At 44.2% G+C, this 12,181-nt stretch carries 10 protein-coding genes; 5 read left to right on the top strand and 5 right to left on the bottom strand.

Going from position 1 to position 12,181, the window contains the following annotated elements:
• On the bottom strand, nucleotides 1–935 hold a 935-nt coding region (locus LEP1GSC047_RS03230; protein ID WP_020988182.1), incomplete at its 3' end, for a transposase.
• Nucleotides 936–1,503: 568 nt separating this feature from the next.
• On the opposite strand from LEP1GSC047_RS03230, the gene LEP1GSC047_RS03225 reads away from it, so the two are divergent.
• From LEP1GSC047_RS03225 to LEP1GSC047_RS03215, 3 genes are all read left to right on the top strand, one after another.
• The gene (locus LEP1GSC047_RS03225) at nucleotides 1,504–1,836 is read left to right on the top strand and encodes a hypothetical protein (RefSeq protein ID WP_010412985.1); all 333 of its coding nucleotides are present in this window, start codon (nucleotides 1,504–1,506) and stop codon (nucleotides 1,834–1,836) included.
• Nucleotides 1,837–1,916: 80 nt separating this feature from the next.
• A complete protein-coding gene (locus LEP1GSC047_RS03220; RefSeq protein ID WP_010412986.1) occupies nucleotides 1,917–4,331 on the top strand; it encodes a TonB-dependent receptor in 2,415 nt (804 codons plus the stop codon).
• A 10-nt stretch (nucleotides 4,332–4,341) separates the two neighbouring features.
• Nucleotides 4,342–4,734: a hypothetical protein gene (locus LEP1GSC047_RS03215; protein WP_010412990.1), complete on the top strand. Its 393-nt coding sequence runs from the start codon at nucleotides 4,342–4,344 to the stop codon at nucleotides 4,732–4,734.
• Between the two features lie 400 nt (nucleotides 4,735–5,134).
• Here LEP1GSC047_RS03215 and LEP1GSC047_RS03210 read toward each other — a convergent pair whose 3' ends face one another.
• A complete protein-coding gene (locus tag LEP1GSC047_RS03210; RefSeq protein ID WP_010412992.1) occupies nucleotides 5,135–5,581 on the bottom strand; it encodes a methylglyoxal synthase in 447 nt (148 codons plus the stop codon).
• Between the two features lie 593 nt (nucleotides 5,582–6,174).
• Here LEP1GSC047_RS03210 and LEP1GSC047_RS03205 point away from each other — a divergent pair.
• Together LEP1GSC047_RS03205 and LEP1GSC047_RS03200 are read left to right on the top strand one after the other, a co-directional pair.
• Complete coding sequence (locus LEP1GSC047_RS03205; RefSeq protein ID WP_010412994.1) at nucleotides 6,175–7,128, top strand: lysophospholipid acyltransferase family protein; 954 nt, start codon at nucleotides 6,175–6,177, stop codon at nucleotides 7,126–7,128.
• Nucleotides 7,129–7,189: 61 nt separating this feature from the next.
• On the top strand, nucleotides 7,190–8,011 hold the full coding sequence (locus LEP1GSC047_RS03200) for an FcpA-related putative periplasmic flagellar protein (RefSeq protein ID WP_010412995.1): 822 nt from the start codon (nucleotides 7,190–7,192) through the stop codon (nucleotides 8,009–8,011).
• A 26-nt stretch (nucleotides 8,012–8,037) separates the two neighbouring features.
• Here the strand turns inward: LEP1GSC047_RS03200 and LEP1GSC047_RS03195 are convergent, their stop codons facing one another.
• From LEP1GSC047_RS03195 to miaB, 3 genes are read right to left on the bottom strand one after another with little or no spacing between them, the layout of a single operon-like run.
• Nucleotides 8,038–8,895 (bottom strand): hypothetical protein, encoded by an 858-nt coding sequence (locus tag LEP1GSC047_RS03195; protein ID WP_039934004.1) that lies wholly within the window; start codon nucleotides 8,893–8,895, stop codon nucleotides 8,038–8,040.
• Nucleotides 8,896–8,948: 53 nt separating this feature from the next.
• Nucleotides 8,949–10,727: an LptF/LptG family permease gene (locus LEP1GSC047_RS03190; RefSeq protein ID WP_010413000.1), complete on the bottom strand. Its 1,779-nt coding sequence runs from the start codon at nucleotides 10,725–10,727 to the stop codon at nucleotides 8,949–8,951.
• The gene (miaB, locus tag LEP1GSC047_RS03185) at nucleotides 10,724–12,073 is read right to left on the bottom strand and encodes a tRNA (N6-isopentenyl adenosine(37)-C2)-methylthiotransferase MiaB (protein WP_039934002.1); all 1,350 of its coding nucleotides are present in this window, start codon (nucleotides 12,071–12,073) and stop codon (nucleotides 10,724–10,726) included. Before miaB ends, LEP1GSC047_RS03190 begins: the two co-directional genes overlap by 4 nt.
• Nucleotides 12,074–12,181 lie beyond the last annotated feature (108 nt).

Here is a 12,181-nt window from a genome sequence, read left to right as displayed (position 1 = left end):
AAATCCTTTAAACTCCGAAAGTTGGCTTCACTCGCGTAACCCGCATCCAAGATATATTGAATTTTTCTGAAATCATTGTCTCTTGATTTCAGGGAAAGGTGACAATATTCGACTTTTCGAATCATCTTTTCCGTAAACTTCGTATCTGCTTGCCCCGTTTCCACAGATTGGGAAACAATCATGTTAGATTTGCTATCGACCGCCGCCTGAGCATTGTAACCTACGATAAAGGCGTTTCCCTTTTTCTGTAGATCGCAATTTCTCTCATAGAGATGGATCCTGCGGCGGTCTTTGTGCTTTTTTAAGAATTCTACAGCCTCTTTTAACTTGCCTGCTTTTCGTTCCAAATCTTTCGTTTTTTTCGAAAGTTTAGTCTGTTCTAAATCTGCCGACCGTTCCCACTCCCTTAGTTTTATCTTACTGACTTTTTCTATTTGCTTCAACCGAGTCTCGAATTTCTCTAAATCCCCCATATCATCGGAATTCGCATTGGCCTTTATCTTTGTTCCATCGATTGAAACCGTTTCAAAATCTATATAACCGCTTTCATAACCGAGAAATACCGTTTGAGAGAATAAGTCCTCAATTTCATTTTTGTGGGTCTTTCTAAACTTTGAAATAAACGTATGATCTAACTCTTCTCCATCCAATAGATAAATCAATTCGGCTCTCAGTTTTGAAAGTCTACAAAGTTCTCTCATCGAGAGGTTGCCTATTAGTATCGAATAAAAAAGGGCCGAAATTACTTTCTTGGGCGAGATCGCGGGTCGCCCTGTTTCATCATTCTGGTAATTCTTCTCGAAATCCTCAAAATCTACTAAGCGATCGATGACTTTCTTAAAGCTATGAATAGGATGTCCTTCTCCAAATAACTCCTGAAAGTTTAAAACATACATCCGCAGCTGTTTAGGGTCCGTATTCTTGAACTTTGCCATTCGGCAAATCTAGTACATTCGTAAAATTTGCACCTCTTTTTCAACAGACTCTGGGGGCCGGAGCGGAGCGGTGGAAAAATTCCTCTACCACAAAATGATTCCCCTGACAAGAACTTTTCCAAAATGGAATCAGTAGGAGCTCCCACGCAGAGGACTGAAGACAGAATATTGGTTGAACGGGGTTCCCACGTTCTAGAGAAAAATTCCTGCATTACAATAGATATCTCCTCTACTTCTATAACCTTCACAACATCGAGCAGCTTCTGTCTAGCGTGAGCGAAGCGAGCGCATCTGTCTTCTGACCTCTGTCCTCTGAAAGCGAACGCATCTGTCGTCAGTCTTCTGTCCTCTGAAAAGGGCAGAACATTGACTAGCCGGGTTTCCGCGTTATAGAGAAAGATTCCTGCGTTACAGTGAATTTTCCCCCATCCTCTGCCACCTTTCCAACTTCGAGCAGCTACTGTCCTCAGTCTTCTGGCCTCTGCTAGTGATTTCTACTTGCTTTTTAATAACGAGTTATCATTATTGGTAATTTATGAGGACAGGGAACAAATTTAAAAAACAGAGAGTGTTCCAAGCAATAGCGGTCTTATCGTTCGGACTTTTTCTGTCCGGAACCTATAACGCCTCCTCTCATCATCATTTCTTTCCAAAAGGCCCAAAAGACTCTCATTTTATAACGGGCCAACTAGCTTCCTTCGATTCCGGAAATCCCGCCGAATTCTGCGCTCTATGTATACACGGTCGTGCCGGAAGCCAAACTTCCCCTCCCGGCGACGGCCACTTCTCCCTGAAAATTCCGGCCGTTTCTTCAGAAATAAGCGGCTCGACTTTATCCATTTATATTCCCCTTTTTCGGTATCTATCCATTCCGGGTAGATCCCCTCCCCTTCTTTCTTAAAATAACGCGCTTCTATTGCATCTAGGATTCCCGTGGGTTCCGTAGATTAGTTATTTATAAAATTCCAATATAGGAAAGAAATGAAATCTGAAAAATTATATAACCATAAACTTATTTTACTTGCTCTTTTTTTGAGTCCTTGGACCGGACTTTTGGCTCTCGACGTAAATTTAAAAGGAACGGTCAAAGATCCGACCGGAAAACCGATCCAAGGCGCAAGGGTAGTACTAAGTGAAAATAACGTTTCAATAAAAACCGGAGCGGACGGTAGCTTTGAATTCCAGCACTTAACGCAAGGATCGTATTCCGTAACCGCAATCGCGCCCTATTATCAACCGAACACGGTTCGAGTCGACGTGGGGGGAACGGATCAAACGATCGAATTTACTTTAAAGCCGACTTTCCTAGAAAGCCAAGCGATCAATGTGACGACTAGATCGATCGCTTCCGATTTTCTTTCGACTCCTCAACCGACGACTGTGGTGGAAGGAAGACAACTTCAAAGATTACGAGGGCAAAACGTAATGTCGACCTTGGATAATACCCCTGGAGTCGCCAATCTATCCACTGGAGCCGGAGCTGCTAAACCGGTTATCCGAGGATTAACCGGGCAGAGAGTCTTGGTGATGACCGACGGAGTCCGACAGGAGGAGCAGCAATTCGGAGACGATCATACCGTAGAAGTCGACTCGTTCGGTATCGACAGGCTCGAAGTTGTGCGGGGCCCTGCGTCGGTCCTCTATGGTTCGGATGCGTTAGGCGGTGTTGTGAATATTATCCGTTCCAAGGCACCGACGGCGAAAGATAATGCGCCAGTACTCGCAGGTAATATATCTTCCAACAGTTTTACGAATAACCGCCAAGACGCAGGTTCAATCTCCCTGTACGGCTATAACAAGAATTTGAATGTAGGTTATCGGGTGCACACCGATGAAAGAAAGGCATCCGGCATCCGGACTCCGAACGGAAAATTACCGAATACCGGAATAAACGAAAAAAATATCAGCGCCTCCATTGGAACGGACGGTTCCTGGGGAAATGCATACATTGACAGTTTTCAACGGACGCAAGAACAGGATCTATATGATAACCCGGTGGACAACCCTCAGGGGAAAGGGCTACAGAAACTTTCGCACCAAAAGACGCATATTCATTCTTTCTTTATTCTTCCTTTGGTAAACATAGAACTCGACGCAGGCTATCAGCGAAATAATCGAAGGGAAATCCCGGATAAGAACCGATATGCCCCGATTTACGGCGACCTTACCGGCAGCTCTCTGACTCAGTTTCAAAAGGCATACGAAATATATCAGGTAAATGCCAATAATTTCAAACAAGGTTTAAATCTCTTTTTGGATACGACTACCTTTGACGCGAAGGTTCATCATAAGGAATGGAAAGGATTAAAAGGCACGCTCGGCTTCCAGGGTATGAATCAGAAGAACGTTACGATCGGAACGAATCCTTTGGTTCCGGGAGACCAACTATATAACGTCGGATTTTTCTTTCTGGAACAATGGAGAGTCGGTGATTTTACGTTTTCCGTCGGTGGGCGTCACGATAAGCGATCCATTAGCGTGAGCACGAATCCGGCATTGAATGTCGTTCAGCAAACCCGAAACTTCGATGCGAATACCGGTACCTTAGGTGCTCTCTGGAGGTTTGCCAAGGATTTTTCGTTGGCATTAAATGCGGGCAGAGGATTTAGAGCTCCTACGGAATTCGAGCTATTCGCTAACGGAGTTCACGAAGGGACAGGTAAGTTCGAGCTAGGTAAAAATACGCTTCGACCGGAAACATCTCTGAATTACGATACTACTCTTAGATATGCTACGGACCGACTGCAATTAGAACTTAGCGCTTTCCAAAACAATATCAATAATTACATTTATTCCGTAAGCACCGGAGCCTTCGACCCGATTTCCGGATTCGGAATCTATAATTATCGACAAGATAGAGCCCAGTTGACGGGGGGAGAATTCAGTTTTCAATATCAAACGACTTCTTGGTTAGTTTTGAGCGGTGGTATCGATTTACTTCAAGGAAACGTAACGAAGAAAGTCGATCCTTCCGTACTACTGAATCTCGGCAGCATCGACTTCCGATCGATCCTGTTCGACCTGGAAAATAAAAATTTACCGAACATGACTCCCAACCGAGCCAGATTCGGCACCAAGTTTACGACTAATAAATTATTCGGTTTAGAGAATCCTTACTTTTCGGTAAACGGTAACTTCGTTCAACCCCAGTATCGGGTCGGCGTACTCCAAACCCCGTCCCACGGTTATAATCTTTATGATCTGGGCTTCGGAGCCGCAATACCCGGATTATCCAACGGAACGGATTCGGCGACCTTTGATGTCGGAGTCCAGAATTTATTCAACACTAAGTACGTGAATCCGCTCAGCAGATACGCCACTTACGCGTTAAATCCCGGAATTAATATCACTTTCAAAGTAGATATACCGTTTACATTAATATCAGATTCAAAATGAGGGAAACAGCATGAAGAAATACTTAATAATCAACCTCGTCCTACTATTCTCGATCGGTTTAGGTAACTGTACTTATAATCCTCAATCTAAAAGAGAACACGAACGGTACAATAAGCTGGAACTGCTTTCAGAGCTTGTCCAAAGCAAAATAAAGGCGGACTGCGTTTATTGCACCAACACGCAAGCGTTTCAAGGAAACTGTACTTGTTACCAAGATATTCCGCTTGGAACCTGCATGGGCATACCGTCAGGGACCGGAAAATCCAATTCATATAATATAACTTGTTCGACCTTAACTACGAACGGGATCTGGGCGAATGTGTCCCCGAATGCATTTACCTGTACTTATCAAACCTGTCCGCCGGCCGCTTATCAGGCGGCGTTTTCCGCCCAAGGACAGTAAAATTAGAAATACGGAATATTGCTTACATTCAAAAATCCCGAGTTTGAATGTAAGCTTAGTATGGTCCCAAAAGAAACCGTTTTCGATACGAAGTATTTATAGTAAAAAATAAGGTAAGTTCGAGAACGAGGGAAGAACATTCGGAGAATCGAAAGGGCCGAATGAAACGCCCATATTGGCAACATTAGGAGAGCCGATTCGCAAAGTCGGAGCTAAAAACTCAATCAGTCGAAGTTCGATAGATCTTAAAATTTTGATCAGGACGGGATCGACGAATCCGGAAATTCCTACTGTACCTTCCAGACCTGTCCTCCGGAAGCTTATCGATCCGCCTTTACCGCTGAAGGACTTTAAAATATCAACCGCTATCTTTTTTTCATTCGAAGTGAAACGGAAAGGATCAGTAAATCGGAAGTCCGGTATTATAATCGATGGAAGTTCTTTTGTAGGAAGAGGAAAGCAAATTGGAGGAAATCAAATAATCCGCAGAGATCCGATTGTTTGCAACCGGGATATTATATAAGACCGCAATCCGAAGAAGCGCTTTTACGTCCGGATCATGGGGTTGAGCCGTAAGAGGATCCCAGAAAAAAATCATAACGTCGATCTCGCCGTCAACGATTTTCGCACCGATTTGTTGATCGCCCCCGAGAGGTCCTGAAAGAAATCTATGAACGGGAAGATCCGTCTTCTCGTGAACTACCTTACCGGTGGTCCCAGTACCGTATAAATGATGCCGCCGCAACTCTTCTTTATGAAGAAGAACCCATTCGACAAGGTCCTGTTTTTTATTATCGTGCGCTATTAAAACGATTCTTTTTGTCTCGGGAACATTGGCAGTTTGCATCGGATCCACCTCTTCATTTCACGGTCTCTAGTGCCTTCCATTCCTGGAATCATTTTTTTAATCCGCAACTTGAGTCTTTCGCGTTCGTACAAGTCACATTTGAATGCTGGAATGATTCTTCGGCGTTCGTTGCTCAATCGCGAACAAATTACGATAGTATCCTATCTCAGATCCGGCAAAAAACGGCTCCGCGTGCAATCAAGAATCCGATGGCTGGAAGAAGTTTGTCGGATAACAAAAACATGAATGCATAGCCTCCTCACTCGCAAGAGATAAGAATCGCAAAACGTTCATTGATACTGTAATTCAAAATATTATTTCCATCTACGATCCGATTCGGATTCACTCCCTTGCTTATGGTATACGCTCGGAAGGGAAGTGCAAAAACGGGTTACTGATTCCAAGCGCATCCCCTTCTTTCAATGCTAAAGATTCTTCCGCAAAAGCCTTGCTAGACTGAGGTCAAGAGAGAGGAGGAATTCCAACAATATAGAATTATACTTTCCTTATGTTGTTTTTGAACCTAAGTCTAACGGAAAAAAAATCGCAAAATAGTTGTTCTCGTTTCTTAGTTTTTAGAATTGGAACTAGTCATGAGTGAAATACTACAACTGGCAAACGGATCCAAGGCAGGAACAGTAAGCCAATTTAAACATTTCGTTTCTTACCTAATCATGCGGTCGGTCCTTTTTCCATTTTCATTTCTACCTTATAGAGCATGTATATTTTTCGGTTCGGGATTAACGTTGCTTCTTTATCCGTTAGCCCAAAAGCATCGCAAAATAGCCTACCAAAATATATCTCACGCCTTTCCGGAATTGACGCATAAGGAAAAATTATCATTGGTGCGAAAGCATTTTAGATTTCTCGGTGTGATCCTCGGTTGCTTTTTCTACGAGCAAAGAAATCCGAAAGCTTGGTATGAAACCTACATATCTTACGATAAGGAATCTGAAAAAACCGAGAAGGAAATATCCGCTACCGGCAGCGGCGTAGTGATCGTTTCCGGCCATATAGGAAATTGGGAGAGCATGGCTGTTTATATGCCTCTGCGTCTTCCAAAGGTAGGCACTTTATACAAGCCTGCCAGAAACCCGTACGTTAGCAATTGGGTGGATAAGAGAAGGCAAAATTATGGTACGGTTATCACGATTCCGATCGATCGGCCGACGGAAGTACTTCGTAAGTTAAAAGAAGGATATTGGTTGGCTTTCTTTGCCGACCAAAATGCGGGAGATACCGGGATTTTCATTCCTTTTTTAAATAGGCCCGCCTCGACGCACCAAGGTCCGGCAGTGATGTCCTATCTGGCAAAAGTCCCGTTGGTCTTTTATACGACCGAGTATAAGGGTAAGGGAAAATTCGAAATCACCTGCGAAAATTTAGGAATTCCGGAAAGACTACCGAAGGAAACGAAAGAGGATATGATCAGGAGAACGACCGAAATCTGGACGAAAGTTTTGGAATCCAAAATCAGGAAATCGCCCGAACAATACTTTTGGGTCCATCGTAGATGGAAGACTCAACCGAAACGTTTATCCTCGTAAAATGCGGGGAAGCATAGTTTCGAGCTTATGTTTATCGACTAGGCGCCGATCTTATTTATGAATGCGCCATTTTCGTTCCTGGAATTTGCCCGATAAAGAGAAAAGCCTCCTTCTCATCATTATGATTCCCTTGTTTTGTGTATTGGGGGAATCGGATCCGCACGACCGCTTTCCCGAAAAAAGGCTGGAAATGCTAATTCCGGAATCCACGAACGAAGGACCTTGGAGCGAAAATCCTTTAGAGTTTCACGATTTGGATTTTCTCGGCAATTTTTCCGAAGATAATTCAAAATCCTTAATCAAGAAAGCCGGTGAAGAATTAGGAAAAGCCCTAGATACATTCAGAAAAACCAGTTCTGCGATCGATCGAAGAAGAAAAGACGAAGAGGCAAAATCGCCGGATTCCGAGAGATACGACTGGCAAAGAAAAACAAGACTCGAAAATTTCGATAGGGTTTTGAATAGGGAACTCGCTCGGGCGAGACTAGATACGATCAGCTTACTCGCAATGGCATCACAAAATCTTGATAAAGTTAAAAACCCGAATATTAAGCGAACGAGTTCTTTTTTGGAGATTCAGGCAGACGTCTACCGGGAATTGATCAAACACCAATACGCGATGAAAAACTTCGTTCAGTCGGCCGGTTTTCTGGAAAAATATATCGATTTAGATCCGAAATTCAACGAGGAACCGGAACCTCACCAACTCCTCGCGCATTGCTACGAAAGACTTTATCTGGCTGCCAAGAAAGGTAAGGACGAGGATAACGCTCAATCTTATTTATCTTTAAGAAGAAAGCACGGAATTCGTTACGCCGAACTCAAGTACGGTCAAAATTCCTACGAATTTAAAAAAGTCATGGAGTTGCTCGCAAGAGATTGATGACTCGCGTCGCTTTTTCCCCAGCCTCAGGTATGCTCGGGAAGACCCAATTCCTTCCGAAGTCTTTTATTCTCTTCGACTAACTCCCGTATTTCCTGTTCGGTGTACGCAAATAATTTCGTTTGGGCTTCCAGAATCCGATTCATTTCTATCTCTTCGATACTGGAATACTCGAGAGCGCGCTCGGTCGCTTTTCTCAATTCCAACGCATGTTTCAATTCCATCGTTTTGAGATTGTCGATGATTTCCGAAACTTTAAGACGTTCGTGAAGCGTGAGCAGTTCCTGATTTTTAAGCTCGTTGACTCTCTCAATCGCCTTATTAATGTCTTCGTTATTCTTTTTTATCTTAGCTTCAAACTCTAAGATGGCGTGCAAAGCGGCATTCGCTTTATGTGCATCCTGATATTCTTTATTAGCCAATTCGAAAACGCCTTCAAAGAAACCTACATTAGCCAGGCAGCTATTCCCGATTTCGTTAGCGATCAACTTAAAGAATTCCGTCTGAATGACTCTATCTAAAATGATGCGTAATGTCCTGGGTTGAACGGGATTCTCCAAAACCTCCGACTTACCCTTAGGGGATAATTTCGGAAAAATCTCCTCGGCATCCGGTGAAACGATAATGATTAAAGCCACGAACGGATGCAGTTCAAAACGTTTTAAAAAATCGTCCTTAATCTCATTCCAGTCTTTGATTTGGGTATTTACATAAAAGACGTTGATATCCTGAGGGTCTAATTCGATCGTTTTGTAATCCTTGAGGATCACTTTACGCAATTCTATATTGATACGGGGATGCTTCCAGATATGGACGGGGAATTCCGCTCCGGAGGTGATATGCCATATATTTGCGGTTTTCAAAGCCGACTGCCCCCTATGCATGCGTCTTAAAAGGTGACGGAACCCAAATTTTTCGGATCCTGCCGGGCTCAAGGCTAACCCCTTCCTTCCCGGTTTCTCCATAAAGATAATTTCTTGAGTACCACTGTCAATTTCGTTTTTAGGGGCTCCAAATACCCGAAAGTCCGAGTCAGGAAATCGGAGACAGGCGAAAGTCTTTCCCCGATTCTTGCAAAAAACTTCATAACGGGTAAAGGCAATCGCATATCCGTTCTCTTTAGCATGATATTTAGGCTAATGATCGTAACGACGATATTGCCTGCCCAGGGGCCTAGCCAAACCGGAAACTTACTATTATCGGAGACATTGCTACCGACGGTGAATAAACCCCAGTAGATTATGATCAAAACCACAGCCATCGTGAAACTCATCCCTTTTCCGGAACGTTTCACCACTAAACCGAGGGGGAGAGAGATAATCGAAAAAATTAAGCAAGAAATCGGCATCGCAATTCGCCGATGGATCTCCACATTAAATTTTGCCAGCACTTTTTTAGATTGTTTCAGCAATGCATCCAACTGCGTCAGAATCGAAAATTTCTGAGTTTTTTCGGAAGCGGAAATGGTCGGATCCTGCGCTGTTTGTATGACATCGATCTGCAACTGAGTGACCATGGCTTTCAAACCGCCGATTCCTTTTATCGATAACCCCATTTCGTGCAAAATTTCCAGACCGGGAATGTTTTCCAATCCTTCGCTTTCTATGCTATTTCGTATGGAGATTAACACCGGCATGGTAAATGTTTCGGGACTCACGTTCAGCTCTAATGTTTTCTTTTCTTCCTTTTTGGGAATATTATAATCCATCTCCCCGTTGCGTAAGTCGTAAACGGAGAATCCTTTTTTATCCTGGTTCCATTCCAAGATCCAACCGCCCTTCAATCGGATCGATTTTTCGAATTCTCCGTTCGGCCCCATTTTTTCTACGAGGGTTCCTTTTTTGGCGGCAATAATTTGTGATAAGCGAGAACCACCCATTGGAATCGCAGTAGTGCCTATGTAAAAGTATTCGTCCCCTTCGAGGGAAATCGTCCACTCTCGAATTTGGACTCCGCTCAATTCTCCGGTCTCCGGGTTAACTCCCTCGGTATACATGGTCCGTCCCTTTTCCTCAAACAGACCCTGTGTCTTATCCCCGCTGAATTGGCCCGGAGTCATTGCGAGAAGAGGATTATAAGCCATAACCCATTTATTAAATTCCTCCATCTTCCTGGTATTTTCCGGAGAAAGATAAAAGTTCAGATACCCCACTACGAGGGCCATTACAGTTCCGAAAATGAGAAATACGATGTAGATTCGAGAGAAGCTAATACCCGCTGAGCGAATCGCAGTGATCTCGGAATCTCCGGATAACCTTCCCGCCGCCATGACCCCGCTCATCAGACAGGCCATAGGTATGGTCATCGGCATGATGTTTCCCAAAAGGTAACCGAAATAATCCAATAAACGAAGTGGGTCCACGCCTTTCCCCACGAAAAGACCGATCATCTTTTGAAGAGCGAGAGCCATATAGACTGTGGTGAAAAATAGAAGGGAAACGAAAAATGGAGGAACGATCTCCGATAGTATATAACGGTCTAGGATGGGAATCCATCTCCAAAATTTTTCCCGGTCCGTATGAACATAAAATCCGGGGGGAAGGTCGGCGATGCTATGAACTCTGACGGAACGAAGATCCGTTCCTTGTCTGACTTTGCCTTTAGCCTCTACGCCAAAAACTTCCGTACTCCCCTTTCGGGCCGAGCGCGCCTTACTATTTGCGGAGGATTGGGCCGAAGCACCTTTCCCCTTTTGAGAAGGGGAAGTTTTTTTCAAGCAAGGATCCTTCCCTTTAGGGTGGCACTCGTTGCGGATATGATTGTGACGGGAACGGACCTTCCTATCATCGATAAGGAATCTTCGCCTTCAGGAATGGGAAAGACGGTCATACGCCCGCAAGGAGTTCTTCCGCAGACTTCGTTAGCGGATTTCTTCGATATCCCTTCGATTAGAATAGGATATGTTTTTCCGATCCTCGCCTGATTCTGCTCCAAAGATATCGCGGTCTGTAAATCGACCAGCTTGGTCAGCCGTTCCCCTTTTACTTCTTCGGCTACATCGTCCGGATAGCGCTTCTGGGCGATCGTCCCCTCTCTCTCGGAATATTTGAACATAAACGCCATATCGAAGCCGACTTTCCTGACCACATCGAGAGTTTCTTCGTACTGCTCGTCGGTTTCTCCCGGGAATCCGACTATGATATCCGTAGTCAATCCTACCTGCGGAACATAACCTCTGATTCGATCGACGACTTCCAGAAATTCTTCACGAGAATAAACTCTCTTCATGTTCGTTAAGACTTCGGTGCTTCCGGATTGAAGAGGTAAATGTATATTCGGACAAAATCTGGGATTCTCCGCCATCAACTCGAGTAAGTGCAGGGGGAAATCTTTGGGGTGAGGCGAGGTGAAGCGAATTCTCTCGATTTCCGTTTCGTTTAACAATAAACGTACTAAACCGGCAAAGTCGATGTCTTCGAATTTATAAGAGTTTACATTTTGACCCAGGAGCGTTAGTTGTTTCACGCCTTGAGCCACCAAATCTCTGGTCTCTCTTACGATCGATTGCGGGTCCCTGCTCCTTTCCCGACCTCTCGTATAAGGAACCACGCAAAAAGTGCAAAAGTTATTGCATCCCCGCATAATCGTGACGAAGGCCTGAACTCCGTTAACGACCCTCGGCTCGATTTCGTCGTAGGTTTCGATTTTGGAAAGCCGAGTTAGGGAAACGGAGTGTTCTCCCGTTCGAATCCTGGAAATTAAATCCGGCAAGCTGCGATAATTATCCGGCCCGACCACCAGGTCCAAAGGAAGTTCCTGGTGGAATAAATCCTCCCCGAGATTTTGAGCCATACAGCCCAGAACTCCGATGACGAGGGAAGGATTCCTTTTTTTTAAATAACCCAGACTTTGTAAGCGACCGTAGATTTTAGCGTGAGCGTTCTCGCGGATCGCGCAGGTATTCAAAAAGATAACGTCGGATTCCTCCGGGTCGGAAACCGTTTCATATTGAGCGCCCTGCATTAAACTCGTTACGATTCCGGAATCGTATTCGTTCATTTGGCAGCCGTATGTCTCTATATAAACCTTACCGGCCCTGACCACAGCTTCCATTACGCTCATAAGACGAGTTTTTGGAGTAGAAATCGTGTGTAAAGGGGATTTCATGGCCGTTTTCCCGATTGAAAAATCGTTTCCTAATCTTCTCCATTCGGGCAGAATCGGAAGAAA

The organism is Leptospira inadai serovar Lyme str. 10, assembly GCF_000243675.2.
Classification (GTDB): Bacteria; Spirochaetota; Leptospiria; order Leptospirales; family Leptospiraceae; genus Leptospira_B; species Leptospira_B inadai.
This window is presented reverse-complemented; position numbering and strand designations above follow the sequence as displayed.

What these genes read in the sequence shown, in the direction of transcription:
- miaB (WP_039934002.1), bottom strand. Translation starts at nt 12,073, where the DNA reads ATGAGCGTAATGGAAGCTGTGGTCAGGGCCGGTAAGGTTTATATAGAG.
- LEP1GSC047_RS03215 (WP_010412990.1), top strand. Translation starts at nt 4,342, where the DNA reads ATGAAGAAATACTTAATAATCAACCTCGTCCTACTATTCTCGATCGGT.
- LEP1GSC047_RS03220 (WP_010412986.1), top strand. Translation starts at nt 1,917, where the DNA reads ATGAAATCTGAAAAATTATATAACCATAAACTTATTTTACTTGCTCTT.
- LEP1GSC047_RS03205 (WP_010412994.1), top strand. Translation starts at nt 6,175, where the DNA reads ATGAGTGAAATACTACAACTGGCAAACGGATCCAAGGCAGGAACAGTA.
- LEP1GSC047_RS03210 (WP_010412992.1), bottom strand. Translation starts at nt 5,581, where the DNA reads ATGCAAACTGCCAATGTTCCCGAGACAAAAAGAATCGTTTTAATAGCG.
- LEP1GSC047_RS03195 (WP_039934004.1), bottom strand. Translation starts at nt 8,895, where the DNA reads ATGCATAGGGGGCAGTCGGCTTTGAAAACCGCAAATATATGGCATATC.
- LEP1GSC047_RS03200 (WP_010412995.1), top strand. Translation starts at nt 7,190, where the DNA reads ATGCGCCATTTTCGTTCCTGGAATTTGCCCGATAAAGAGAAAAGCCTC.